Origin of the sequence: Streptomyces clavifer (assembly GCF_036345975.1) — a bacterium.
GTDB classification, from domain to species: domain Bacteria; phylum Actinomycetota; class Actinomycetes; order Streptomycetales; family Streptomycetaceae; genus Streptomyces; species Streptomyces clavifer.
Map to the genome: position 1 here is coordinate 3,240,914 of NZ_CP107793.1, position 24,558 is coordinate 3,265,471.

Consider the following 24,558-nt stretch of genomic DNA (forward strand, 5'->3'; position numbering starts at 1 on the left):
CATGGCTCGCCCGTCCGCCCCGGGCGGGGCGGACGGGCGGGTGTCACCAGGGACGCGGCGTGCAGGCGCGCGCTCAGCGTGACAGCGCGGGCTCCTTGCCGATCCCCGGGTCCGGCACCGCGGCCGTCTCGTCGCCGCCGCCCTCCAGGTGCACCTGCGGCTTGGCCGGCAGTGCGAACATCACGAAGAAGATCACCGTGAGCACCCCGGCCACCCACCACAGCGACTGCTGGAACGCGTCCACGAAGGCCGGGCCCATCTCCTGCGGTGACAGGTCGTCACCGATGGAGCCGAAGAAGACGACCGCGACGAGCCCGAGTCCCAGCGCCGTGCCCATCTGCTGCACGGTGTTGATCAGCCCGGACGCAGATCCGGAGTGCTCCTTGGGTACTCCGGAGAGCACCGCGTCCGTCAGCGGGGCCACGATCAGGCCCATGCCCGCCCCCATGATCACCAGGGGCGCGATCATCTGCCAGGACGTGATGCCCAGGCCGTAGTGCCCGGCCTCGGCGATGTAGACCAGCAGCCCGGTGATCATCAGCAGTGCGCCCGCCTGGAGGACCTTGCGCCCGAAGCGGGGCACCAGCTTCTGCACGGAGATCCCGGCGGCCACCGACACGGCGATGGAGAACGGAATCCCCGTCGTGCCCGCCCGCAGCGCGCTCCAGCCGAGCCCCGTCTGCATGTAGAGCGTCCAGACGAGGAAGAAGATGCCGAGGACGATACCGAAGGTCAGCTGCACGGCGATGCCCGCGGCGAAGCTCTTCACCCGGAACAGCGACAGCTCGATGAGCGGGGAGCCGTCCCTGCTCGCCTTCCGGCGTTCGTACGCGACCAGCACCGCGAACACCAGGAGGCTGGAGGCCATCGACACGTACCCCCACAGCGGCCAGCCCAGCTCACGCCCTCGGGTCAGCGGGTAGATCAGCATGAGCAGACCCAGCGTCACCAGGAACACACCGGCCAGGTCGAGGCGCAGGGCCTTCGGTGCCTTGGACTCACTGATGAACTTCCTCCCCAGGATCAGTCCGGCGATACCGACCGGCAGGTTGATCAGGAAGATCGGCCGCCACTCCAGGCCGAAGAGGTTCCACTCGGTGAGCAGCGCGCCGAGCAGCGGCCCGGACACCGCGCCGAGTCCGACGATGGCGCCGAAGAGCCCGAAGACCTTGCCGCGCTCGTGTGCCGGGAAGGTGGCGTGCACGATCGACAGCACCTGGGGCACCATCAGCGCGGCCATGCCGCCCTGCAGGATGCGTGAGGCGACCAGCATCTCCGGGTTCCCGGCGAAGCCGCAGAGGGCGGAGGCGATCGTGAAGCCGCCGATCCCGATGAGGAAGATGCGCTTGCGGCCGTAGATGTCACCGAGCCGGCCGCCCGTGATCAGACCGGCCGCGAAGGCCAGGGCGTACCCGGCGGTGATCCACTGGATCTCCGAGAACGAGGCACCGGTGTCGCGGGTGATGCTCGGGATGGCGATATTGACGATCGTGACATCGACCAGGTCCATGAAGGCCGCGGTCATCACGATCGCGAGCGCGAACCAGCGGCGCCGGTCGGCACGGTCCTGCGGGGCGTCGAGCCCCGTGGGCGCCGTGCGGTCGGCCGCCGTGGACGGCGGAGATTCGGAAGAAGTCATACGAAGAAGTTAGTGGTCCATTAGGTCAGATCGTGTCCTGTTGAACCGGCATTCTGGGCGCCATGACGGATACCCCGGCACGACTGCTGAATCTGCTGTCGCTCCTCCAGACCCCGCGCGAATGGCCGGGCAGCGAACTGGCCGAGCGGCTCGACGTCAGTCCGCGCACCATCCGCCGCGACATCGACCGGCTCCGCGACCTCGGCTACCCGGTCGAGGCGTCCCGCGGCTCCGTCGGTGGCTACCGTCTGGTGGCGGGCAGTGCCATGCCGCCCCTCCTGCTGGACGACGAGGAGGCGGTGGCCATCGCGGTGGGGCTGAGGGCCGGGGCCGGGCATGCCATCGAGGGGGTCGACGAGGCCTCGGTGCGGGCGCTGGCCAAGCTGGAGCAGGTGCTTCCGTCCCGGCTGCGGCACCGGGTCTCCTCCCTGCAGAGAGCGACGGTGCCGCTCACCCGCGGCGACGGTTCGACCATCGATCCGCGGACCCTCACGGTGATCGCCTCGGCGGCCACCGGGCGGGAGCGGCTGCGCTTCGGCTACCGCGCGGGGGACGGCACCGCGTCGAAACGCCAGGTCGAGCCGTACCGGCTGGTGAGCACGGGCAGCCGCTGGTACCTGGTCGCGTACGACATGGACCGTGAGGACTGGCGCACCTTCCGGGTGGACCGGGTGAACGAGCCGTTCGCCACCGGCGCCCGCTTCACCCCCCGCGAGCTGCCCACCGAGGGCGGGGACGCGGCGGAGTTCATCGCCCGGTCGATGTCCCGGATGCAGCCGGAACTCCGGATCGACGTGAGCTTCCGGGCGCCGGCCGACTTCGTGACGGCACGGCTGCCCGCGATGCTCGGCGCGGTGGAACCGACCGGCACGGACAGCTGCCGGCTGCGCACGGTCTCGTCGGACTCGCTGGAGTGGGTGGCGCTGCGGCTGGCTCTGGTGGACTGCGAGTTCGAGGCCCACGGGCCGCCACGGCTGGTCGAGTACCTGGCGGACCTGGGTGCCCGTCTGACCCGCGCCTCGTCCGCCCGGCCCGGGCGCAGCGGAAATGAATGAGCCCCGGCGCCGGGGGGGGTGGGCGCCGGGACTCAGCTCAGGGAACCGGTACGAGACCGGTCGTCGCCGGTGCGAACCGGCTTATGTGGAGATTACGGGTTATTGGCTCACGCCGCAGCGTCAAAGCCCGTGTCGTGAGCCATTCGCTTCAATTCGAGCAATGCGTGCTTCTCGATCTGGCGGATCCGCTCCCGGGTCAGACCGTGCTGCTTGCCCACCTCGGTGAGGGTCCGCTCACGGCCGTCCTCGATCCCGTAGCGCATACGGATGATGGAGGCGGTCCTGTTGTCGAGCTTCCCGATCAGGTCCTCGAGCTCCTCGCTGCGCAGCAGCGTCATCACGGACTGCTCGGGCGACACCGCGGAGGTGTCCTCCAGGAGGTCACCGAACTGGGTGTCCCCGTCGTCGTCGACGGACATGTTGAGGCTGACCGGGTCACGGGCCCAGTCCAGGACGTTGCCCACGCGCTCGGTGTTCGAGTCCAGCTCGGCCGCGATCTCCGCATGCTCCGGGTCCCGCCCGTTCTCGCGGTTGAACTCACGCTGCACCCTGCGGATCCGGCCGAGCTCCTCCACGAGGTGGACGGGGAGCCGGATGGTGCGGGACTGGTCGGCTATCGACCTGGTGATGGCCTGGCGGATCCACCACGTCGCGTACGTGGAGAACTTGAAGCCCTTGGCGTAGTCGAACTTCTCGACCGCGCGCACCAGGCCGGCGTTGCCCTCCTGGATCAGGTCGAGCAGAGGCAGCCCGGCCCTCGGGTAACGCCGGGCCACGGCTACGACGAGCCTGAGGTTGGACCGGATGAACACGTCTTTGGCACGCTCGCCCTCGGCGACCAGCGCCTCCAGCTCCTGGCGCTCCGCTCCGCCGGCCTCGCTCTCCACTCCGCCGTCGAGGATCTGCTGGGCGAAGACGCCCGCCTCGATCGTCTGCGAGAGCTCGACCTCCTTGGCGGCGTCGAGCAGCGGTGTGCGGGCGATCTCGTCCAGGTACATGCCGACCAGGTCGCGATCGGCGATCTCCCCGCCCACGGCGCGAACACTGCTTGCCCGGTCGGTCCCGCCGGAGCTGGCGGACGAACGACGGGCGACGGCACGGGTTGCCATGCGAGCTCCCTTACTGAGTAGGTCGCGACACCCTTTCGGGTGCCCTGCATCCGATGGAAACAACGACTGGAATCCGGACAGAATTCCCACGGCGACCATTCACTTTCGAGATCATGCAGTACCCTGTCCGGCCCATCAGGAGGACTGATGTCCCGCATACCCACAGAAGTGCAGGTCAGGCCCGGATCCGAGGCTGATCTCGAGGCCGTAACGGCCATCTACAACCATTACGTCCGCGAGACCGCACTCACATTCGACACGACCGCCTTCACACCGGCCGAACGTCTGCCGTGGTTGCGCTCACACCCCGAAGACGGCCCGTTCCGGCTGCTGGTTGCCTCGCACATCAGTCCTTCGCGTAACGCGCCGGAGGTCCTCGGTTATGCCACCAGCAGCCCGTACCGGCCCAAGGCGGCGTACAGCACCTCGGTCGAGGTGAGCGCCTACTGCGCGCCCGGCACCACCGGTCGCGGAGTCGGCACCCTCCTCTACAAGGCCCTGTTCGAGGCCCTGGCAGGCGAGGACATCCACCGCGCCTACGCGGCGATCGCCCAGCCCAACGAACCGTCGGTCCGACTGCACGGCGCCTTCGGCTTCCGCCACGTGGGCACGTACACCGAGGTGGGCAGGAAGTTCGGCCGGTACTGGGACGTGTCCTGGTACGAGAAGCCGATGCTCAGCCGAACTGGACCGAGCGCTTCGCCAGACCCATCCAGAACCCCTCGATGACACTGCGCCCCTGATCCAGCTCGCTCTCCGCGGCACCCATCGTCACGAAGAGCGGGGCGAAGTGCTCGGTACGGGGGTGGGCGAGCTTCCCCGCAGGCGACTTGTGTTCGAAGTCCAGCAGCGCGTCGACGTCCTGTGCCTGGAGCGCCCGGTGCCCCCAGTCGTCGAACTCCGCCGACCAGCCGGGTGTACCGGCGTGCCGCAGGGCGGCCAGGTTGTGCGTGAAGAAGCCGCTTCCGACGATGAGCACGCCCTCGTCGCGCAGCGGAGCGAGCTTGCGCCCGATGTCCATCAGCTTCCGGGGGTCCAGCGTCGGGAGGGAGATCTGCAGTACGGGGATGTCCGCGTCCGGGAACATCTCCACGAGCGGCACGTAAGCCCCGTGATCGAGACCCCGGTCGGGGATGTCCTGGACCGGGGCGCCCGCGGCGCGCAGGAGCTTGCGCACGTCCTCCGCGAGCTTCGGGGCGCCCGGGGCCGCGTACCGCACCTGGTAGTAGTGCTCGGGGAAGCCCCAGAAGTCGTAGACGAGCGGCACGGTTTCGATGGCACCGAGCGCGAGCGGCGCCTCCTCCCAGTGCGCGGAGACCATCAGGATCGCCTTGGGCCGCGGGAGTCCGGCAGACCAGGCGGCCAGCTCACCGGGCCAGACGGGGTCGTCGGCGAGCGGCGGCGCGCCGTGGGAGAGGTAGAGGGCCGGCATGCGCTCCGCGGTGACAGTCATGACACTCCCATTCCTCCGCCGATCGCGGTATGTGTTCTCTACAGGCACCGGGAAACGGGTGCCGGGATCGAGAACCGGGGATTCGGCAGATCTCTTTGAATCTTCAAGTTCCTATCTCCAGAGACCTTAGCTCTATCTAGTTCAATATTCAAGAAAAGGTCGTACAGTGAAGTACATGACCACGACATCCACCGGCGGGCCCCTATGGCTCACCGACGAAGAGCAGAGCGTGTGGCGTGCGTACCTCCACGCCACCACGCTCATGGAGGATCACCTCGACCGCCAGTTGCAGCGCGATGCCGGCATGCCGCACATCTACTACGGGCTTCTCGTCCACCTCTCCCAGGCGCCGCGGCGCCGCATGCGGATGACCGAGCTGGCCAAGGACGCGAAGATCACCCGCTCCCGGCTCTCGCACGCCGTCGCCCGGCTGGAGAAGAACGGCTGGGTCCGGCGCGAGGAGTGCCCCTCCGACAAGCGTGGTCAGAACGCGGTCCTCACGGACGAGGGCTTCGAGATGCTCGCCCGGTCCGCTCCGGGACACGTGGACGCGGTGCGCCATGCGATGTTCGCCCGGCTCACCCCCGACCAGGTGGCGAGCCTCGGCGAGATCATGCAGGTCATCGCCACCGGGCTGCAGCCGGAGGGTGTGGACGCGGATCTGCCCTGGCTCCGCTGAGCGGAGCCAGGGCAGATCTACGGGCCGCGGAGGGCTTCAGCAGGGGGCGGGTGCAGGTGCCGCACCACCCGCGGCACCACTCCTCACGCCGTCCCGGCCGTCATGCCTCAGTGCGCGATGACCGGGATCTTGAACTCGTCCTCGACGCCGTCCGCACGCTCCCCGGAACCATCGGCCGAACCGGGCGCTCCGGCTCCTGGCCGCCCGGTGTTGATCAGCACCGTCGCGATCGCCGAGGCGGCGACGAGGATGCCCACCGCCCACCAGATCGCGCTGGCGAAACCACTGACCATGGCCTGCATCTGCAGGAGCTTCGGGTCGGTGGCACCTGCGGCGTGGTCCGCGATGTACGCGGTGGTGGCACCGGCGGCGATGGTGTTGAGCAGCGCCGTACCGATGGCGCCGCCGACCTGCTGCGAGGTGTTCACCATCGCGGAGGCCACACCGGCGTCACGCGGCTCGATGCCGTGCGTGGCCAGCGACATGGCGGGCATGAACGCCGTCCCCATGCCCAGGCCGAGCAGCAGCTGGCCCGGCAGGATGACGCCCGCGTACGAGGTGTCGACCTCCAGCTGGGTCAGCAGCAGCATGCCGATCGCGGCCACGAGGAACCCGGGGCCCATCAGCAGCCGCGGCGGGACCCGGGTCATCAGCCGGGTGCCGATCTGCGTGGAGCCGACGATCATGCCCGCGATCATCGGGAGGAACGCGAAGCCGGTCTTGACCGGCGAGTATCCCTTCGCGACCTGGAGGTAGTAGGTCAGGAAGAGGAAGAGCCCGAACATCGCGATGATGGCGAGACCCAGGGAGAGGTAGACCCCTCCGCGATTGCGCTCGGTCAGGACACGCAGCGGCAGCAGGGGCGACTTGACGCGCGCCTCGGTGACGACGAAGGCCAGGAGCAGCACGGCTGCCGCGACGAACATGCCTATGGTCAGCGAGTCGGACCAGCCGGCCGACTCGGCGCGGGTGAAGCCGTACACCAGCGCGACCAGGCCCAGTGTGGACAGGACGACACCGGGGATGTCGAGCGGCGAGCGGTTGCGGCCACCGGCCGGCTCACGGATGACGAAGTAGGCACCGGCGGCGGCGACGATCGCGAACGGGATGTTGACGAAGAACGTCCAGCGCCAGTTCAGGTACTCGGTGAGGAAGCCGCCCAGGATCAGGCCGACCGCGCCACCGCCACCGGCGATGGCCCCGTAGATACCGAAGGCCTTGGCGCGCTCCTTGGCGTCGGTGAACATCACCGCGAGCAGCGACAGGGCTGCCGGTGCGAGCAGTGCGCCGAAGGCACCCTGCAGGGCACGGGAGCCGAACATCATCGCTTCGCCCTGAGCGGCGCCACCGATGGCGGAAGCCGCGGCGAAGCCGATCAGGCCGACCACGAAGGTGCGCTTACGGCCCCAGAGGTCGGCGATGCGTCCACCGAAGAGCAGGAGCCCTCCGAACGCGAGCGCGTACGCGGTGATGACCCACTGCTTGTTCCCCTCGGAGATGCCGAGGTCCGTCTGGGCGGAGGGCAGTGCGATGTTCACGATGGTCGCGTCGAGCACGACCATCAGCTGGGCGAGAGCGATGAACGCCAGCGCTTTCCAGCGACTGGGATCCGGAAGCCGGACGTCGGCTGTTTTTGACATGGGAGTAGCCACCTAAGGACGCGTCTGGACGCGAGGAGTCGTGGGAACGGCGGGGCAGGCCCGCGGACGGATCCGCGGACGTCGCCGGAAAAGGGTGTGCCGGATCTGCGGTCGGGCCCGCTGGCCGGGCCCGACCTGCTTCATGTGGTTTCTGTCGGCCGCTCGGGCCCGTGGTCTATTGGGTCTCTGGTGCTGCGCGGGCGTCAGTCCCCGCGGCGCAGGTCCTCCATGGTCGCCGCCGATCCGGGCAGTTCGGAGTGGGCCGGAGCTTCCAGGCCGTCCAGGAAGAGCTGCAGATGGCGGTGGGTGAACCGGTCGATGTCCAGGCAGGCGATGCCGGGCAGCGGCCGGGTGAGCTGGGAGAGGGCGACGAGCACGTCACCGACGGCGATGTCGGTACGCAGCCGCCCTGCGGACATGGCGCGCTCCATGAGCCCTTCGACGGTCTCTTCGAGGCGACGGAGCTCGGCAAGCAGTTCGGGGTGACTCTTGTCGAAGCCGCCGGACAACATCGGGCACAGGGCACCGATCCGTTCGTCGGCCGCCGCGTGCACGAAACGGCTGAGTGCGGCGAACGGGTCGGACTCCGCGGCCACAGCCTCCTGCGCGCGCTCCGTGGTGCGGCAGGTGACCGCGAGGACGACCTCGTGGGTCAGCGCGGCACGGTCGGGGAAGTTGCGGTAGAGCGTGGCGTTGCCGACTCCGGCACGGCGGGCGACCTCGTCGAGCGGCACGTCGGGGCCGAACTCGACGAACATCTCACGCGCGGCCGTCACGATCCGCTCCCGGTTGCGCAGGGCGTCGGCCCGCGGACGGGGCGTAGGGCGCTGCGTGGCGCAGGAGGCGGTTGTGGCGACGGTCTCCACGACTGCGGCCCTTCCCTTCGACGTCTGGACGATCCCCGGACCAACCGGGGACCAGCTCCCCGTTTCGCGGGGACACACGTGCAAACGGGGAAAGGATCCCCGGTTATTTCCAGACGGATTGTGACCTGAGTCACATCAAAAGCGGGCGAGGACCCCTCCATCGGCTCACCCAGCGGGCGGACCTCCAGGGCCCGGCACAGGCTGATCGCCAGAGCGCAGTCAGGGCCGGCCGGCTGCCGCGGACCCCGAAGGCGAAGCCTATGCAGCAGCCCCGCCACCGGATACGCAGATACCGCCGCCCCCTCGCACTCGCCGGGGCGACGGCCCTGGTCATCGCCACCATGGCGTCGGCCAGCTCCACACTTCCCGCCGCCGGCCGCGCCACCGCCGGACCGGTGGCCGCACCCCGGGGAACCGGCCTCGGCCCGTGCCGGATCCCCGCAAGCATGGGCGTACAGATGTCGGAGGGCATGCCGACACCACCGGGGTACGCACGCTCCACCGGGCAGATCAAGGCCCTCAATCTCATGATCGACTTCCCGGACGCGCAGGCGACGGAACCGGCGGCGGACCGGCTCGCGGAATTCTTCCCGCAGACCTCCGACTGGTTCCGCACCAGCTCCTACGGACGGCTCACCTATGTGCCAGAAGCGCCCCTGGAGGACTGGCTGCGGATGCCGCTGCCGTTCGCGGAGTACGGCATAGAACGCGGCTCACCGTACGAACCGGGCTACCGCAAACTCGTCAAGGACCTCGTGGCCATCACTGACGCGAAGGTCGATTTCGCCGCGTACGACCTGGTCAACGTGCTGGTGACTCCGAACGCGGGCCCCTCCGCACTGGACACCGTCCTGTCGGTGACCTTTTCCGGCAACGACGACGCCCCGTTCGCCGACGGGGTGCCGCTGGCCAACACGTCCTTCGTCTACAGCCGCCAGGACGACGGCTCCGGCTCGTACTCGGAGACCGGCTACCGGGTCCTCCCCCATGAGAACGGCCATGTCTTCGGCCTGCCCGACCTCTACACCATGGAGGGCGGCGGCTCCGTGGGCCACTGGGACATCATGTCCGAGGACTGGGGTGCCAACAACGACCTCCTGGCCTGGCACAAGTGGAAGCTCGGCTGGCTCGACAACAGCCAGATCCGCTGCGCCGCCATGCCCGGCACCACCGAGCACGTACTCGAGCCGCTGGCCTCGGAGGGCGGTACGAAACTGGCCTTCGTACCCCTCAGCTCCCAGTCCGGCTACGCGGTGGAGGTGAGGACCCCGGCGGGCAACGACGAGGCGGTCTGCAGGCCCGGCGTCCTCATCTACAAGGTGAGCTCCGACGTAGACACCGGCCAGGGGCCGGTCTCCGTCGCGGACAGCACCGAGGACAGCGGAGGCTGCACCCGGCGGCCCAACGTCCACGCCGAACTCTCCGACGCCCCGTTCGAACCCGGCGAGACCTTCACCGACCGGCCCCAAGGGATACGCATATCCGTGCTCGCGAAGGACGCCGACGGACACTACCGGGTGCGGATCACCCGGCCCTGACGGCACGCTCAGCCGTCACCGCCGGCACGCTCACCCCTGACCTCTCCGAGCCCGCTCCTGGACCTGTCCGCGCAGCTCCCGCTTGAGGATCTTCCCCGTCGCGTTCCGGGGCAGCGGCTCCTGGGTCACCAGCACGAGGGCCGGGACCTTGAACGCGGCGAGGGTCAGCCCCACTCGAGCCCGCAGCTCCTCCACGGGCACCACGGCGCCGGCGCGCAGCCGGACCACCGCGGCGACCTCCTCGCCCAGCACCGGATGGGGAACACCGAGCACCGCCACGTCCTCCACGTCGGGGTGATCGTGCAGCGCCGCCTCGACCTCGACGCAGTACACGTTCTCGCCGCCCCTGATCACCATGTCCTTGATCCGGTCGACGACGGTGACCCGCCCGGCGCGCACGAGGGCCAGATCGCCCGTACGGAACCAACCGCCGCTGAACGCCTCTTCCGTCGCCGCCTCGTCGCGCCAGTAGCCCCGGATCAGCGACTGACCGCGCAGCCACAGCTCGCCGACCCCGCCATCGGGAAGCTCCTCTCCTGACGGGCCCGCGATCCGGACCTCGGTGACGGGCGTCGGGGTACCGACACTCTCCGGGTACGCCCGGTAGGCGGCACCGAAGTTGGCCAGCACCCCTCCGCAGGTCTCGGTCAGCCCATAGCCGTTGCGGGGCTCGATCCGCTCCCCGTGTTCTGCGGTGAGCTGGGCGACCAGGTCCGGCGGGGCCGGCGCCCCACCGGTGCTCAGCATCTGCAGACTCTCCAGTCCGTCGCCCGCACGGTGCGCCGCGGCGAGCAGTTGGAGAGCGGTGGCCGGGACACCGGCGTAGTGCGTGATCCGGTGCGCACGGATCAGCCGCAACGCCTCGTCGGCGTCCCACTTCCGCATCAGGACGAGGGCCCCGCCCGCCGCCATCGCCGCGTAGAGGCCGGTGAACGCCGCGACATGGAAGAAGGGGAACGTCAACAAGGTCACGTGCGGCGGCCCCTGCCCCGGGATCACCCCACGGCCCAGCGCGGACGCCGCCGCCTGATAGCGCGGGTTGAGGGCCGCACCCGCCTGCGCGAGATGCGTGGCGACGGCCCCTTTGGGCCGCCTGGTGGTGCCTGAGGTGTAGAGGATCGTGGCGTCGTCCTCCGGCCGGATCTCCACGGCGGGAGGCGCGGCCATCGGGTCGGGCTCGGGAAGGTCCGCGTATCTCTCGGCCCTGCCCGGAAGCCCGGCACCGTCGTCGTGGAAAACGACGAACCGTGCCCCGGCCCTCTCTCCCCAGGCGGCCATCTTCGGCAGTTGCTCCCCGTCGACCAGCAGCACCGCCGGCTCGCAGTCGGCGAGAGCGTGGCCGAACTCCTTCTCCGTCCACCACGCGTTGAGCGGGACGGCGACGAGGCCGGCGAGCTGAGCCGCCCAGAAGGCGATCTGCCACTCGGGGTGGTTACGCATGGCGATCACGGCCCGATCACCGGAGCGAAGCCCGTACGTATCGGTGAAACGCCGAGCCAGCGCAGACGCTGCGGCGAAGAACTCCGCGTACGTACAGGTCCGCTCACCGGCGATCAGGAACGGCTGGTCCCCGAAGGCCCAGGTGGTCTCCACGAACTCGTGGAGCGTACGCGGACCGTTGGCGTAGATGAGCGGACCGCGATCGCTTCGCACCACGGCGAACGGTGCACCCGGGGCAGTCAGCGTCTCATCGCTTCGAGCACGAGCGACGGCCTGATCACCGACGGGGCCGAAGGACGGGGCGGGCGTGGGGTCGGTGGGCGGCACGAGCGACCTCTCCAAGCGCTGTCTCAACAACTCGGCGACGCTATGCCCGCACCCCGCCCCCGTCAAGAATCCGCTGTCCGCCAGGTCAGGCCTCGCTCCTGTCCCCCGGGATCTCCTTCATCGAGTCGACGACCGCTCGCTCCGTGATGGCTGTGTGCCCGATCACCGTGCCGGCTTTGATCCCTTCCGCGTCGCGCATCTGCACCGTGCGCTCCCCCAGATAACTGAAGGTCTTCGGGTCGAAGATCCACTCGGTGCGGTCGCCGGAGGTCTCGTCGGTCCGGGCTATGGCGATGCCGTGCCGGCCCACGGCATCGACCGAGTCGTCGACCACCACGACGCCCGGAATTTTCGCAGCGGCCCGGTACAGGGCGGATGCCAGCTCCGCCGGCATCACCTGCTCCCTCACCAGGTCACCGATCGTGGTGAAGGCCTGCTGGTCGGGGCCATTGCCCTGCCCCTCCGTCTCCTCGTAGATCTTCTTCAGCAGCTCGTCCGGATCCGTGGTCAGCGTCTTGAGGTAGTCGTGACTGGGCGCACCGACACCCGGCCCCGCCGACTCCTGGCGGTTGTCGTCCAGCGTCAGCCCGTCCTGGGACGTGGTGCCGTTGCCCGGCTCGATCAACCAGCCCCTGCGGCCGTCCGGTGACAACCACACCTGGCGGGGGTGCAGCTTCTGCACATAGGTCCTGCTCTCACCTGTATCGGCGTTCTCCGAGGTCTCGAGCCAAGAGACCTGACTCCTGATGTAGAGGAACTGGCCCGGCCGGGGTGCGGGCAGCTTCTCCCGCTCCGCAGCCCCGGAGATCCGGTCGACCGTGCTGCTCAGCCCTTCCTTCGTGCCCTGCACCACGTGCACGACCGATGCGGGCACGGCCCCCTCCGGCGGACCGGCGACGTCAGCGGCGCCCTGTCCCGTGAACTGCACGACTCCGACCACCCCGGCCAGCACGGCGACCGCGACAGCCGAACCGATCAGCGCGAGCCGACGTCCGGCGCGGCGCGGCCGCTCGGGAGGCAGGGCCGGAAACATGATCACGGGCTGCGACTGAGGCTTCGCGGCATTCCGCGACTGCGCCTGCTGGATCTCGTTCATCAGGTGCTCCTCGAGAGAGGTCAGACGGTCGCGGGGCAGCGTCGGATCGCCGGGCGGCGGCAGAAGCCCCACCAGCTCCGCATGGTCGAGCGGCTCTCGGCGCCGCTGCCAAGGGGTGCGATTCATCGGGTTCTCTCCTCGTTCGACCGGGCCGCATCGACGCGGCCACCCTGTACTTGTCCGCCCGCCCAGACTGGTTCCGTCTTCTTCCGGCGGCGCCGCAGCTCCCCGTCCGTCAGCTTCCGCAGCCGGGTCCTCGCCCGCGACAGCCGGGACCGCACCGTGCCGACGGGCACCCCGAGCGCCTCGGCGGCCTCGGCGTAGCCCAGGCCGGACCACACGCACAGCGCGAACACCTCGCGCTCCCCCTTGCGCAACTGCGCCATCGCGGTCTTCGCCGCAGCCAGTTCCTCGGAGTCGGTGATCCGTCCGACCAGTTCGTCGGCGAAGTCGGGCAGCACGTCCCGCAGCGGCATCCGGGCCAGCGCCCGCTCGTGCCGCCGGACCGCACGGCCGGTGTTACGCAGCACGTTGACCGCGATCCCCATCAGCCAAGGCCGCGGACTGTCCCCTTCGTCCCGCAGCTTCTCGCGTAACCGCCAGGCCTCCAGGAAGGTCAACGACACGATGTCCTCGGCAGCGGCCCAGTCCCCCGTCGTCCGCACCGCGTGCCGGTAGACGAGCTGGGCGTGGTCGCGGAACAACTCCCGGAAGGCCTCCGGGTCCCCTGCGCGGATGCGGGCGTGCATCGAGTAGTTCACTTCCTGACTTGTCCGCCCACCCGGAACAGTTGCCGTGATCCACGTCACACATGGATCACCCGGTGGGCCTGCCCACCATCCACCCGAGCCGCACCCGCATCTCCCAGGCTTCCGGCCACCCAGATCCGGTACGCTGTCGTTTGCACTGGCCTTCGTAGCTCAGGGGATAGAGCACCGCTCTCCTAAAGCGGGTGTCGCAGGTTCGAATCCTGCCGGGGGCACAGCACAAAGGGCCAGTTCGGAGGCTTGATCCTCTCGAACTGGCCCTTTCGCGTGATCACGTCTGTGCCACGCGCGTGCCACTACGCCTAGGCGTCTCCCTGCTGCTTGCGGATCATCGCCCCCAGCAGGACAGCGATCATCACGCTTTCATGAACCAGCCCGTTCAAAGGTTGGTCAAGGAGAAGAGATGAGCGCCTCTGACTTGGGGGCGGTGGCAGGGTCCTGCTCGTCGTCACGAGATCGTGCCGGAAGATCGCCGCACGAGCCCCGTCCAGGTCGTGGCGCGACGGAGACGCAGGGCTGCTTCGACGTGCTCCACGGGCCGGTCACCATACGCTGGAGGACGGACTCGGCGGTCTTCCGGCTCGCGGTCTCCTCCCGCCCACACCACCGCGGAGATGAGGGTCCCCCTCGGCGAAGCGGCGGACCGCGTGAACTTCGTGTACGGAACCGCCCGGTTCCTGCTGAGAGAGAACGGCTGCGCGGTCTTCGCCACCGGATCGAGGACGTGCCACCTCACCGGGCTGACCGACGGCGACCTGCGCTGTTCGGTGCCGGTGGGCCGACGGTCACGGCCGGGATGTCAGTGGGCGTCTCTAGCATGAAAGATGCCGGAGTCTTGGGTCGAGTGTGTTGAACAGATTCAAGGCCCCCCGCGTTCAACGGCCATACGGGCATCGGGACATCAGAACGTCAGGAGTGCTGTGCGATCAATCTTCGAGGACTCAGCTGCCGACCCGGAAACCGGGCCGGCGGCGGAGCGGCTCAGGACCGTCGAACAGTGGCGCTCCTACCTGACTGAGTACGGTGCCGACGTTCTGCGGGTTTCGGCCGAGGGCGAGTTGTTCAACGTCAGCGACGAGCAGCGGGCCACCGGATGGCTGGGCTACGAGGGCGCGGACGAGCAGCGGATCGCGGGTCTGGAGGACCGGCTCGGTACCCGGCTCCCGCCCAGCTATCGCTCGTTCCTGGGCGCCTCCGACGGCTGGTCGCACCTCGGCCCGTTCATGTATGAGATGCGTACGACCGGCGACCTCGACTGGCTCGACGACGATGACGCCGACATGTACATGGACACCTATGACGATGAGCCGGACGACGCGAGCACGCGCACCAGGGCCCCCGTCCTGCTCATAGCGGACGAGGGCGACGCCCAGTGCTGGCTGCTGGATTCCGGGGACGTGTCGCGGGACGGGGAGTGGGCTGCGTACACCTGGTCGAGTTGGCAACCGGGTCTGAGCGACCGGTACGGGTCCTTCGCCGAATTGGTCGCGGCGGAGCGCGACTCGTTCCAGGAACTCAAGGGCTATGAAGGCAGCGCCGTCAATCCGGAGGGCGCCGAGCAGCTAGTGGCCGAGGGCCGCGCACAGGCCCTGCGGGGCGAGGCCGAGAGGGCGGCGGCCACCTTCGAGCAGGCCGCCGTCAAGGGGTCGGGGGCTGGTGCCTACCTGGCGGTCATGCTGGGCGCCTTCCTCGACCTGACCCACGCGCATCACCATGTCCGCAACGGCATCCTCGGGCGCCCGCATGTCATCGAGGCGGTCGGCCTCGAACAGGTACGTGCGGAGGCCGTGCCGCTGTATCTGCTTCGCACGATGGAGGGGTGCGGACCGGGGAGGGACTTCTCGTCGGTGCTCGTGCCTGAGCTCCACAGGTGCGAGGGCAGGCCCGTCACGGACTGGATCCCGTATGCCGCCGCATCCACCCCGCCGACGCTTCCCGAATCCCCCGTCTTCCAGGAAGCCCTGGACGCGGCCCGGACGATCGCCCTGTCCGGTGCCACCGACGACGCCTGGAGCATCATCGAGGCCGCTCTGCCCCACTGGCACTCCGAGTCGCCGCACCGTATAGCCCCGGTCGTACTCCTCACCGACCCGGCCTTCCGTGAGGTGATCACCGCACCCCGGGCCCGCCTCGTCGTCACCACGCCGCGGGGCTAGGTGCGCGGGCGGCAGCGGCCTGGCTGACGGCGGGAGAGCTTCAACCTCGCGCTTCGCGAGGCGACACCCATGACACGATCCAGATCACCACATGGGGACATTGCCCTCCGCCGGAGTCAAACCGGGCACAGCGCTGAATGACGGGGAGCACGCGCGGAATCTCAACAGGCGTTCCGGCATGGGTGATGTCGAAGCTCGCAGCGTCATGTCAGCGCGGCAGCGAGCTCTGGTGCACCCCCGACATGCAGGAGACCCCATCCCGCCGGGGCGGGATGGGGTCTCGCAGAAGAGCGCCGGGCAGGCCTTGCACCTGCATCTCCCCGCAGGAAGCGGGGCATCTTTCCTTGGACGACCGACGCAACACCGATCGGCCCGAGTTGTGGGCGACCAGCTCAAGATCAAGTCTAGCGCAGTGCGTCCAGTGCTTCCGCCAGCAGGCTGACGGCCGCCAGGACGGACGGGCGGCACTGCGGAGACGGCCGGCCTGCGGCTCGTGAAGCCCGTCGCTCCCGGCTGCTTCCAGGGCTGGGGGGGGGCAGATGCACTGTCGTTACGGGACCGCCGCCGCGGCTTGCTCTGCCAAGTCACCAGTAGTTGGCTGAACCGGTGGGGGTGCAGGGACATACGGGGCCCGCTCGGTCGGCGCACACACTGTCGTAGCTGGCTTTCGTCATCCCCGCTGTATCCCACTTGTTGGAGCACTTGTGGTGCGGCAGCGGTGCGGAGTCAGGGCGGGGGTGCTCGGCGGGCAGCGTCAGTCGACGGCCTTGAACCGGCATGCGGCTGAGGTTCCTGCCACAGGGTTCGCGTCACAGCCGTGCCGGACGCCGAGGCCGAGGCCGACCACGGTCGACAAAGCTTCCCTGCAGCCGAGTTGCTGCCGTAGACCACCGCCCGCTACGGGCCGTCTCGAGCCCCCGGACGGTCTCGGAGGCCCGTGGGTGTCCTGAGGATCGGGACCCAGGCAGATTCCGCACAGACGCGGCCCGGGGCGTCCGCAGGTCGCTCACGTCCGCCGGACGGATGTCCCACTCACCGGTGTCCGGAGTCGGGCGGCTTCTCGTCGGCGGTGGATGGTCCGCGGTGGCCCGGGTGGCGCAGGGCGCAGAGGTATCCGATGGCGAGCGCGATGGCCATGCCGTAGAACACCCACTGGTTGGCCTCGGCGAAGTCCATGCGAATGTCGGACATCGCGTCCCGCATGGCTGTCGCGGCAGGGCTGTCACCGCTGGGGGTGCGGGCGTCCGCGTTGCCCGTGACCGCCTCCGCCACCTCCCGGGCCACGGAGTGTTCCACGCCCGACGGCACCTGGCGCGCCCGGAGGGTGTCCTCGACGTTGTCGGTCATGGTGTGCGTCAGCACGGTGCCGAAAACGGCCAGGCCCACGCTCGCCGCGTAGTTGCGGACGGTCTGGGTGATGCCGGTGACTTCGCCGTAGGAGGCACCGATCGCACGGTTGACCGCGTCCGTCGAGGCGGGGGCGAGGATGAAGCCGATACCGGCTCCGGCGAGCGCGGCATAGGGCCACTGGTCGTGCATGGACAGGTCGGTCAGCTTGCCGGCCCACAGGGCGAAGCCGACGGCTCCGACCACGCAGCCGATCCTCAACGCAGGGCGCGCGCCCTGCTTGTCGAGGATCCGGCCGCCCCACTGGGAGGCGATGGCGAACCCCACGAAGAAGTACAGCAGGTACAGGGCGGCCTGGTTGGGCGAGGCGCTGAGCGAGACCTGGGCGTAGACCGAGGCGAAGAAGAACAGGGGAACGAACGCCAGCATGGCGAAGAAGAGCACCAGCATGTCCACGGCGAAGGCTCGGTCGCGGAAGACCGCGAGGTTGATCAGTGGGTGCCGGGTGCGCAGTTCGTAGCGGCAGAAGACGTACAGGATCGCGAGGCCGCCGACGATGCAGGCCCAGGTCGCCACGCTGCTCCATCCCCAGGCCGCCGCCTGCTGGAAGCCCAGCACGCTCAGGCCCATGCCGGCAGCGATCAGCAGCGCTCCCGCGATGTCCAGCGGTTCGTCCCGGCGGCGGTCGGAGATCCGGGCGAGCACGATGAGGATCAGCGCCACGATCGCCACGGGGACGTTGACCCAGAAGATCGCGCGCCAGGTCCACGCGGTCAGCCAGCCGCCGAGCAGCGGCCCCACAGCGGTGAGGGCACCTGTGACGCCGAAGAACAGGGCGAGGGCGCGTCCCCGTCGCTCGATCGGGAACACTGCAACGACCACGGCGAGCGCGGCGGGGAAGAGCAGCGCGGCACCCAGCCCCTGTACGGACCGGAAGACGATGAGCCAGGCCAGGGCGTAGTCCCCGGTGGGAACACAACCGCACAGCACCGACGAGACCACGAACACGAGGGAGCCCGCCACGACGACGCGGCGTGGCCCCCACAGGTCTGCGAGGCGTCCACCAAGGGCGAAGAACGCTGCCAGGGCCAGCAGATAGGCGTTGATCACCCACTGCATGCCCGAGGAGGAGAGGCCGAGTTCGGAGATGACGGAGGGGGCCGCGATCGCCACGATCGTCTGGTCGATGAAGGTCATCGACACCGCGAACATCATGGCGGCGAGCGCCAGTGGCTGGGAGGCCGCGCGCCCTGAGCCCGGCGCGTCTTCGTTACGTTCCGTGTGCGTTCTGCTCACCCGGTCAGTCTGCGGTTGGCGGGGCGTCGTCGCATCCCGGATCCGACCGACACGACGGACCTGACGGGGCGGGAGGGCAGGACAGGTGGGAGGGGTACGGACAGGGGCCGGCGCGGGAAGTGAGGAGGGGGCGATGCGTGTGCCGTGCGGCCGGTGCGGCAGTCCGTACCGTGTGCCGTTGAACCGGCATGCGAAGCCGGGGCCACGACAGGAAGGGGCACACGATGGCCGATGTTCGTCCGATCGGGCCGGAACCCGTGCGGGACCCCGCGCCCCGGCAGGTCTGGTACACCTCGTACGGCTCCAACATGTGTCTCGGCCGGCTCGCCTGTTACATCGAGGGCGGCCGGCCGCTCGGGACCGACACCCTGTACCCGGGGTGCCGGGACCGCCGCCTGCCCCACCGGTCCGTCCCTGTGGAGCTCGGGGGCGCCCTCTACTTCGCCACCCGTTCGCCGGTCTGGGGCGGCGGCCGGGCCTTCTACGACCCGGCCGCCGACGGGCGGGTCCGTGCCCGCGCGCATCTCGTGTCGGCGTCGCAGTTCGCGGACATCGCCGCCCAGGAGATGTACAGGGAGCCCGGCGAGGATCTGGACCTGAGCGAAGTGCTCACCTCGGGCGTCGCCAGGCTGGGGAGCGGACGGTACGAGACCCTGGTCTGCGCGGGGCAGATGGACGGATGGCCTCTCCTCACCTTCACCGCACCGTGGACCGCCGACGAGGTGGACCCGGTGTCCCCGTCGCTCGCATATCTCCGAGTGCTCGTGGCCGGCCTGTTGGAAACCGGGGCCTGGGATGCGGACTCCGTGGCCGCCTACATCGCCTCTGCGCGAGGGGCCGCCCCTCACTGGTCCGAACAGGCGATCCGCGACGTGATCGCGTGAGGGCAGGCACCCCGACGGGCGGGGTGCCCGGACGGGCCGGGTCAGCCCGCCACGGGCAGGACGGCCGCTACCGCGTTCCGGTCCTCGCGTCCGACCAGCGGGAAGATGATCCTCAGGCCCTGCTCGTTCTCCGGCGAGGAGACGACGAAGGACGAGTTGAGCAGACGTTCCCTGATCTCCGTGCGGACGAGTCCGGCACGCGGGATCGTCATCACCTGCTTCTCGGGCCGGGCAAGCGTCGGGTCCCCCCGGAAGTGGTTCTGTGCCCGCAGTTCCCCCGCGCGGCCCGCCTTCCCGGGCGCCCTTCGGCCCGGCCCGGATTCTGAACGGCACCGTCGACCACGCGGGGACCACAGGACTTCCGTGGTTCAGCAGGGCCCGTCGTTCTGCAGGGCCCGTCGTTCAGCAGGCCACGTCCATGCGTTGCGTGCCGATGACCGACAGCAGCCGTAGCGCCTCCTCGGAAGGGGAGCCGGGGGTGGCGGTGTAGATCACGACCCGCTGGTCCCGGTCGGCGATGTCGAGGACGTCGCAGTTGACGGTGACCGGACCGACCAACGGGTGGTGGAGCGTCTTGCACAGGGTGGGCTCGGCGCACACGTCGTGGGAGGCCCACAGGCGGCTGAACTCCGCGCTGCCGCAGAGGAGCTCGTCCACCAACTCCGACACTTCCCGGTTGTCGGGGTAACGGGCGGCGGTGGCGCGCAGTTGCTGGGCCGAGGAGCGTGCGAAGGCGTCCACGTCCGACAGGCCGTAGAGCCGCCCCTGCTTCGGGTGCGGCCCGAGGAAGACACGGCGCACGAGGTTGCGGTCACGCCGGGACAGGGCGGAGAAGTCCTCCGTCAGGGCTGCCGCCAGATCGTTCCAGGCGATCACCTCGAACGTCGCGGACATCACGAATGCCGCGGCCTGCGGCAGCCGGTGCAGCAGGTCGAGGATGCTCTGCCGCACCTCGCGGCTGGGCCCGGGCAAGGGCCCCGGCGGTACTCCGGCGAGGTGGTGGAGGTGGTCGCGCTCGACGTCCGACAGTCGCAGGGCACGGGCCAGTCCTGCCAGCACCTCACGCGACGGGTGCGGAGCACGGGCCTGCTCCAGCCGCGTGTAGTACTCGGTCGAGATGAACGCCAGCTGGGCCGCCTCCTCGCGGCGCAGCCCCGGGGTCCGGCGGCGCGGTCCGGCGGGGAGCCCTACGTCGGCGGGGGCGATCCGCTCGCGTCTGCTGCGCAGGAAGTCGGCCAGTTCTCGTCTGTCCACACCTCAGTCTGCGCCCGTGCCGCGCACCGATCCAGGTACTGCCGGTGCCTGGATGCGAACGGCGCACCGGCCCAGGCTCACTGCCATGGACAACACACCCAGCACGCACACACCGACCACCGCAGACGCCCCCGCCGTACGAGGCCTGCTGGAGGGCAAGGTCGCCTTCATCACCGGTGCCGGTCGCGGCATCGGTGCCGCCGCGGCGCGGCTCTTCGCCCGGGAGGGGGCCCGGGTGCTGCTCGCGGCCCGGACCGAGGACCAGCTCAAGGCCGTGACCGAGGAGATCAGGGCCGCGGGCGGCACCGCGGACTACATACGGTGCGATCTGGCCGACGCCGCCGGTGTACGGGCTGCCGTCGACCGTGCCGTGGACCTGTACGGCCGCCTCGACGTCGCCTTCAACAACGCCGCGACGATCGTGCCTCCCGGCCCGATGGACCAAGTGCTGGAGGCCGACTTCGACCACATCTACGCGGTGAACCTCAAGGGCCCGTGGCTGGCCATGTCCGCCGAGGTCGCCGCCATCCGGGCCACCGCCGGGACGGGGGCCATCGTCAACACGTCCAGTGTCGGAAGCCTGATGGGCAACCCCGAACTGCCCGCCTACGGTGCCATGAAGCGGGCAGTCAACAGCCTCACCGAATCGGCGGCCGTCACCTACGGACCCGAGGGCATCCGCGTCAACGCCATCGCCCCGGGCACCACGCTGACGGAGATGATCCGCGCCTGGGAGGCGAGTTCGCCCGGCATCGTCGAGCGGCTCAACGCGCACACGCCGCTGCGCCGTGCGGCCGACCCCGACGAGATCGCCCAGGCCGCCGCCTGGCTCCTCAGCGACCGCTCCTCCTACGTGACCGGCACGGTCCTCCGCGTCGACGGCGGCGCACGGGCCTGACCGCAGCGAGTCCCCCGCCGGGACGGAGAAGAGCCGTAGCCGGGTCCCGCCGAACCGGGAGGACCGTAACCGGAGAAGGGCCCTTCGGTCCCGCCCACTCCGCTGTGTACCGTGCCCGAACCAGTCGTTTAGCGGTGGGAGAGCACAGGCGTGAGCCGAAGACGGTACGTCGCAAGAGGGGTTCCGGGCGGCTACCGCATCTGGGACGGCAAAGGGCGGCGGTGGTGGGGCGACCACTACGAGCTCTGCCCCGATGACCTCCTGACCGAGCTGAACGGCGCCGCCGACCACGGGCGGATCACCGCACTCCTCAAGCGGTACAGGGCCCAGAAGCGCTGAACCCTCGCGCCCCGATGCCGGAACCCGGGTCCCGGCGCCCCGATGCCGGCGCCCGGAGTGCCGGCGCCCCCGGTCACCGGGGAACCGCCTCGTCACCGCAGTGCGCTGCTCCCGGGGCGCGGCACTGCGCATGCTCGGGGCCATGATCGCGGCGGGTCGCGGGGGATCGGATCCGGACGGACTTCGAACGGCCGGAGCGTCGCTTGAGAACGCACGTCGCGGCCTGTTCTGCTGGGTCGCACGAGCAGTCAAGTGAGATTCGAGTGCGACGAGGGATGCTCGCCCGGTAGCTACTTTCGACCAGGAGGTCCCATGACCACCGAAGAGATTCCCGCGAAGGCCAAGGAAGTACGGCTGGCCGCCCGCCCGGACGGTGCACTCACCCTCGCGGCCTTCGAGGTCGTCGAGGTGGAGGTGCCCGAGCCCGCGGAAGGCGAGGTGGTGGTGCGCACCGACTACCTCCAGCTCACCGCGGTGATGCAGGACCTCATGAAGCCCGAGCCCAATCTTCCGATGCCCGGCTATCAGGTCGGCGAGACCCTGTGGGGCGGCGGGGTCGGCACCGTGGTCGCCTCCAACAGCCCGGACCTGGCGGTCGGCGACACCGTCCAGAACATGGGCGGCTTCCGCGCCTACACCGTCGGCCCGGCGGGTGAGCACTGGAAGCTCGACCCGACTGCGTTCCCCAGCCCGCTGCACCACCTGACCCAGGGCGTGACCGCCTACCACGGCATCGTGGACATCGCCGAGGTCAAGGACGGCGACACCGTCTTCGTCTCCGGCGCGGCGGGCGGTGTCGGTTCGCTGGCCGGCCAGATCGCCAAGCTCCAGGGCGCCAAGCGCGTCATCGGAGCCGCGGGCAGCAAGGCGAAGGTCGAGTACCTCGTCAACACGCTCGGCTACGACGCGGCCTTCGACTACCACGACGGACCGGTCGTCGACCGGCTCCGCGAGCTGGCCCCGGACGGCATCGACGTCTTCTTCGACACCGTGGGCGGCGAGCAGTTCGAGGCGGCCGTCCAGGCTGCCGCGCCGAACGCCCGGTTCGCGCTCTGTGGTGCGCTCGCCGGCCAGGTGGGCGAGTCCATCGGAGCCTTCCCGCGGCTCGACGTGATGACGTCGATCGTCAAGCAGATCTCGATCCGCCCGTTCTCGACGTACCACACGCCGGAGCAGATCTGGGCGTGGAACTCCGCGTTCGCCGCGTGGACCGCCGAGGGCCGCTTCGTGCTGCCGCAGACGCTCGTCGAGGGCGGTCACGACGCGGCTCCGCAGGCGCTCATCGACCTGCTCGGCGGGAAGTTCACCGGAAACGTCGTCGTGAAGATCTGATCTGCTGTCGTGGAGGGCCGCCCCTCCGGCATGCCGGCGTTCCGACGTGCTGACGGCTCGAAGGCCTGACGCGCCGACGGTCTGCCACACTTCCCACCGCCGTACGAGCACTCGGCCGACGGCCGCCGCGCGGGTCCACCGCGCGGCGGCCGTCGTGCCGGTTCGGGGTCCGGGCGGCCGACCGGCCGTGCCGGCCCGTCAGCAGGACCTGGTCCGTAGGAGGACGCCCGACCATGACCGACAGCATCACCTGGCAGGACGTGACCGCGCGACGACTGGCCCGGCACAGGCTGGACCGGCCCGCCCCGCCCGGGGAGCTCCCCGGTGTGGTGGGCGCGATGTGCGGGGCGCACGCGCAGGTGATGTCCGCAGCGGAACTCTCCGTCGGGCTGCGGACCCTGGGGACCACCCGTACGGATGTGCGTGACGCCCTCTGGGAGGACCGCACGCTGGTCAAGGCGTTCGGTCCGCGCGGCACGGTCCATCTGCTGCCCACCACCGAACTTCCGCTGTGGACCGGAGCGCTGGCTGCCGTGCCGACACCCTCGTCGAGCATGCCCCAGCGTGCCCGGATGGACGCGGCACAGACCGACGCCGTGGTGGCCGCGGTGGCCGACGCGGTACGGGACGTGGAGCCGCCCACCATCGACGAGTTGAGTGAGGCGGTCATCGCGCGCCTCGGTGACTGGGCCGCCGACCTCGTGGTGCCCGGCTTCACCGGGATGTGGCCACGCTGGCGGCAGGCCCTGCACACCGCCGGGCACCGCGGAGCCATGTGCTTCGGGCCGAACAAGGGCCGGAAGGTGACGTACACGAGTCCCGACCGCTGGCTTCCCGGCTTCAGACCGGCCCCCGCCGAGGAGGCGCTCGCCGAGGTCGTACGGCACTACCTGCACGCGTACGGTCCCGCGACCTCACAGCAGTTCGCGCAGTGGCTGAGCGCGCCCCGCCGGTGGGCGGCAGAGCTGTTCACCTCGCTGGGGGACGAGCTGCGGCCGGTCGACGTCGAGGGCAGCCCGGCCTGGCAGCTCGCCGCGGACGCGGGGGTCGAGCAGCCCTACGTGGAGCACGAGTTGCGTCTGATGCCGTACTTCGATGCCTATGTCGTCGGCAGTCATCCCAGGGAACAGGTCTTCCCCGGCCCGGCCGGGGAACGAGCCCTCTCCAGCGGGCAGGCGGGGACGGTGCAGGTGATGACGATCGGCGGGACCGCCGCGGGGATCTGGCACCAGAAGCGTTCGGGGCGCAAGGTCGAGCTGCGGGTCGAGGCGTTCACCTCACTCGACAAGCGCCGACTGGACGAGCTGGAGGCCCAGGCGCAGCGGGTCGGCGAGATCCTGGAGGCGAAGCCGGTGCTGACGCTCGGGGCGGTGGAGGCGGGCAAGCACCTCTGAGGCGGGCGGGCCACCCGGTGTGACTGCGGTCAGGGAGCCCGTTGGTGGC

Annotated in this window: 21 protein-coding genes and 1 tRNA gene; 11 read left to right on the forward strand and 11 right to left on the reverse strand. The window is 69.9% G+C overall.

Going from position 1 to position 24,558, the window contains the following annotated elements:
• Positions 1-73: 73 nt before the first annotated feature.
• On the reverse strand, positions 74-1,639 hold the full coding sequence (locus OG927_RS13900) for an MFS transporter (RefSeq protein WP_124282063.1): 1,566 nt from the start codon (positions 1,637-1,639) through the stop codon (positions 74-76).
• A 62-nt stretch (positions 1,640-1,701) separates the two neighbouring features.
• On the opposite strand from OG927_RS13900, the gene OG927_RS13905 reads away from it, so the two are divergent.
• Positions 1,702-2,694, forward strand: a complete 993-nt coding sequence (locus OG927_RS13905; protein ID WP_330320241.1) for a helix-turn-helix transcriptional regulator — start codon at positions 1,702-1,704, stop codon at positions 2,692-2,694.
• A gap of 107 nt (positions 2,695-2,801) precedes the next feature.
• Here OG927_RS13905 and OG927_RS13910 read toward each other — a convergent pair whose 3' ends face one another.
• Positions 2,802-3,803: a sigma-70 family RNA polymerase sigma factor gene (locus tag OG927_RS13910; RefSeq protein ID WP_056799346.1), complete on the reverse strand. Its 1,002-nt coding sequence runs from the start codon at positions 3,801-3,803 to the stop codon at positions 2,802-2,804.
• Positions 3,804-3,950: 147 nt separating this feature from the next.
• On the opposite strand from OG927_RS13910, the gene OG927_RS13915 reads away from it, so the two are divergent.
• The gene (locus OG927_RS13915) at positions 3,951-4,532 is read left to right on the forward strand and encodes a GNAT family N-acetyltransferase (protein WP_056799348.1); all 582 of its coding nucleotides are present in this window, start codon (positions 3,951-3,953) and stop codon (positions 4,530-4,532) included.
• Here OG927_RS13915 and OG927_RS13920 read toward each other — a convergent pair.
• Positions 4,480-5,256 carry a dioxygenase family protein gene (locus OG927_RS13920; RefSeq protein ID WP_056799350.1) on the reverse strand — a complete coding sequence of 259 codons (777 nt, stop codon included), beginning with the start codon at positions 5,254-5,256 and terminating at the stop codon, positions 4,480-4,482. The genes OG927_RS13915 and OG927_RS13920 overlap by 53 nt on opposite strands.
• Before the next feature lie 166 nt (positions 5,257-5,422).
• Between OG927_RS13920 and OG927_RS13925 the strand changes: the two genes are divergently transcribed.
• Positions 5,423-5,935 carry a MarR family winged helix-turn-helix transcriptional regulator gene (locus tag OG927_RS13925; RefSeq protein ID WP_199862730.1) on the forward strand — a complete coding sequence of 171 codons (513 nt, stop codon included), beginning with the start codon at positions 5,423-5,425 and terminating at the stop codon, positions 5,933-5,935.
• Positions 5,936-6,042: 107 nt separating this feature from the next.
• On the opposite strand, the gene OG927_RS13930 is transcribed toward OG927_RS13925, so the two are convergent.
• Together OG927_RS13930 and OG927_RS13935 are read right to left on the reverse strand one after the other, a co-directional pair.
• Entirely contained in the window at positions 6,043-7,575 is a 1,533-nt protein-coding gene (locus tag OG927_RS13930; protein ID WP_056799352.1) for an MFS transporter, read from the reverse strand.
• A 203-nt stretch (positions 7,576-7,778) separates the two neighbouring features.
• The gene (locus OG927_RS13935) at positions 7,779-8,441 is read right to left on the reverse strand and encodes a TetR/AcrR family transcriptional regulator (RefSeq protein WP_330320242.1); all 663 of its coding nucleotides are present in this window, start codon (positions 8,439-8,441) and stop codon (positions 7,779-7,781) included.
• Between the two features lie 260 nt (positions 8,442-8,701).
• Here OG927_RS13935 and OG927_RS13940 point away from each other — a divergent pair, with 260 nt between their 5' ends.
• The gene (locus OG927_RS13940) at positions 8,702-9,979 is read left to right on the forward strand and encodes a M6 family metalloprotease domain-containing protein (RefSeq protein ID WP_056799356.1); all 1,278 of its coding nucleotides are present in this window, start codon (positions 8,702-8,704) and stop codon (positions 9,977-9,979) included.
• Between the two features lie 30 nt (positions 9,980-10,009).
• On the opposite strand, the gene OG927_RS13945 is transcribed toward OG927_RS13940, so the two are convergent.
• From OG927_RS13945 to OG927_RS13955, 3 genes are all read right to left on the reverse strand, one after another.
• Entirely contained in the window at positions 10,010-11,746 is a 1,737-nt protein-coding gene (locus tag OG927_RS13945) for a class I adenylate-forming enzyme family protein (protein WP_408058129.1), read from the reverse strand.
• Positions 11,747-11,831: 85 nt separating this feature from the next.
• Complete coding sequence (locus tag OG927_RS13950) at positions 11,832-12,968, reverse strand: CU044_5270 family protein (protein WP_330320244.1); 1,137 nt, start codon at positions 12,966-12,968, stop codon at positions 11,832-11,834.
• Positions 12,965-13,591 (reverse strand): RNA polymerase sigma factor, encoded by a 627-nt coding sequence (locus OG927_RS13955; protein WP_124282745.1) that lies wholly within the window; start codon positions 13,589-13,591, stop codon positions 12,965-12,967. The genes OG927_RS13950 and OG927_RS13955 overlap by 4 nt, the downstream gene beginning before the upstream one ends.
• A gap of 160 nt (positions 13,592-13,751) precedes the next feature.
• Here OG927_RS13955 and OG927_RS13960 point away from each other — a divergent pair.
• Positions 13,752-13,824, forward strand: a tRNA-Arg gene (locus OG927_RS13960).
• A 705-nt stretch (positions 13,825-14,529) separates the two neighbouring features.
• Positions 14,530-15,765, forward strand: a complete 1,236-nt coding sequence (locus OG927_RS13965; RefSeq protein WP_330320245.1) for an SMI1/KNR4 family protein — start codon at positions 14,530-14,532, stop codon at positions 15,763-15,765.
• Between the two features lie 1,032 nt (positions 15,766-16,797).
• On the opposite strand, the gene OG927_RS13970 is transcribed toward OG927_RS13965, so the two are convergent.
• Positions 16,798-18,327 carry an MFS transporter gene (locus tag OG927_RS13970; protein ID WP_330321319.1) on the reverse strand — a complete coding sequence of 510 codons (1,530 nt, stop codon included), beginning with the start codon at positions 18,325-18,327 and terminating at the stop codon, positions 16,798-16,800.
• Positions 18,328-18,632: 305 nt separating this feature from the next.
• On the opposite strand from OG927_RS13970, the gene OG927_RS13975 reads away from it, so the two are divergent.
• Positions 18,633-19,292, forward strand: a complete 660-nt coding sequence (locus OG927_RS13975; protein WP_330320246.1) for a histone deacetylase — start codon at positions 18,633-18,635, stop codon at positions 19,290-19,292.
• A gap of 41 nt (positions 19,293-19,333) precedes the next feature.
• Here the strand turns inward: OG927_RS13975 and OG927_RS13980 are convergent, their stop codons facing one another.
• Positions 19,334-19,504, reverse strand: a complete 171-nt coding sequence (locus OG927_RS13980; protein ID WP_330320247.1) for a hypothetical protein — start codon at positions 19,502-19,504, stop codon at positions 19,334-19,336.
• A gap of 190 nt (positions 19,505-19,694) precedes the next feature.
• Positions 19,695-20,546 (reverse strand): helix-turn-helix transcriptional regulator, encoded by an 852-nt coding sequence (locus OG927_RS13985; protein WP_056799376.1) that lies wholly within the window; start codon positions 20,544-20,546, stop codon positions 19,695-19,697.
• A gap of 85 nt (positions 20,547-20,631) precedes the next feature.
• On the opposite strand from OG927_RS13985, the gene OG927_RS13990 reads away from it, so the two are divergent.
• The 4 genes from OG927_RS13990 to OG927_RS14005 all read left to right on the forward strand — a co-directional run bounded on the left by OG927_RS13990 (position 20,632) and on the right by OG927_RS14005 (position 24,509).
• Complete coding sequence (locus OG927_RS13990) at positions 20,632-21,444, forward strand: SDR family NAD(P)-dependent oxidoreductase (protein WP_056799378.1); 813 nt, start codon at positions 20,632-20,634, stop codon at positions 21,442-21,444.
• Between the two features lie 150 nt (positions 21,445-21,594).
• Positions 21,595-21,783 (forward strand): hypothetical protein, encoded by a 189-nt coding sequence (locus OG927_RS13995; RefSeq protein ID WP_124282054.1) that lies wholly within the window; start codon positions 21,595-21,597, stop codon positions 21,781-21,783.
• 312 nt (positions 21,784-22,095) lie between these two features.
• Positions 22,096-23,115: an MDR family NADP-dependent oxidoreductase gene (locus tag OG927_RS14000; RefSeq protein WP_056799380.1), complete on the forward strand. Its 1,020-nt coding sequence runs from the start codon at positions 22,096-22,098 to the stop codon at positions 23,113-23,115.
• Positions 23,116-23,348: 233 nt separating this feature from the next.
• A complete protein-coding gene (locus OG927_RS14005) occupies positions 23,349-24,509 on the forward strand; it encodes a winged helix DNA-binding domain-containing protein (protein ID WP_330320248.1) in 1,161 nt (386 codons plus the stop codon).
• The last annotated feature ends 49 nt before the right edge of the window (positions 24,510-24,558 follow it).

Coding starts and splice junctions, on each gene's coding strand:
- OG927_RS13900 (WP_124282063.1), bottom strand. CDS start 1,639: ATGACTTCTTCCGAATCTCCGCCGTCCACGGCGGCCGACCGCACGGCG.
- OG927_RS13905 (WP_330320241.1), top strand. CDS start 1,702: ATGACGGATACCCCGGCACGACTGCTGAATCTGCTGTCGCTCCTCCAG.
- OG927_RS13910 (WP_056799346.1), bottom strand. CDS start 3,803: ATGGCAACCCGTGCCGTCGCCCGTCGTTCGTCCGCCAGCTCCGGCGGG.
- OG927_RS13915 (WP_056799348.1), top strand. CDS start 3,951: ATGTCCCGCATACCCACAGAAGTGCAGGTCAGGCCCGGATCCGAGGCT.
- OG927_RS13920 (WP_056799350.1), bottom strand. CDS start 5,256: ATGACTGTCACCGCGGAGCGCATGCCGGCCCTCTACCTCTCCCACGGC.
- OG927_RS13930 (WP_056799352.1), bottom strand. CDS start 7,575: ATGTCAAAAACAGCCGACGTCCGGCTTCCGGATCCCAGTCGCTGGAAA.
- OG927_RS13940 (WP_056799356.1), top strand. CDS start 8,702: ATGCAGCAGCCCCGCCACCGGATACGCAGATACCGCCGCCCCCTCGCA.
- OG927_RS13950 (WP_330320244.1), bottom strand. CDS start 12,968: ATGAATCGCACCCCTTGGCAGCGGCGCCGAGAGCCGCTCGACCATGCG.
- OG927_RS13955 (WP_124282745.1), bottom strand. CDS start 13,591: ATGCACGCCCGCATCCGCGCAGGGGACCCGGAGGCCTTCCGGGAGTTG.
- OG927_RS13970 (WP_330321319.1), bottom strand. CDS start 18,327: ATGATGTTCGCGGTGTCGATGACCTTCATCGACCAGACGATCGTGGCG.
- OG927_RS13975 (WP_330320246.1), top strand. CDS start 18,633: ATGGCCGATGTTCGTCCGATCGGGCCGGAACCCGTGCGGGACCCCGCG.
- OG927_RS13980 (WP_330320247.1), bottom strand. CDS start 19,504: ATGACGATCCCGCGTGCCGGACTCGTCCGCACGGAGATCAGGGAACGT.
- OG927_RS13990 (WP_056799378.1), top strand. CDS start 20,632: ATGGACAACACACCCAGCACGCACACACCGACCACCGCAGACGCCCCC.
- OG927_RS14000 (WP_056799380.1), top strand. CDS start 22,096: ATGACCACCGAAGAGATTCCCGCGAAGGCCAAGGAAGTACGGCTGGCC.
- OG927_RS14005 (WP_330320248.1), top strand. CDS start 23,349: ATGACCGACAGCATCACCTGGCAGGACGTGACCGCGCGACGACTGGCC.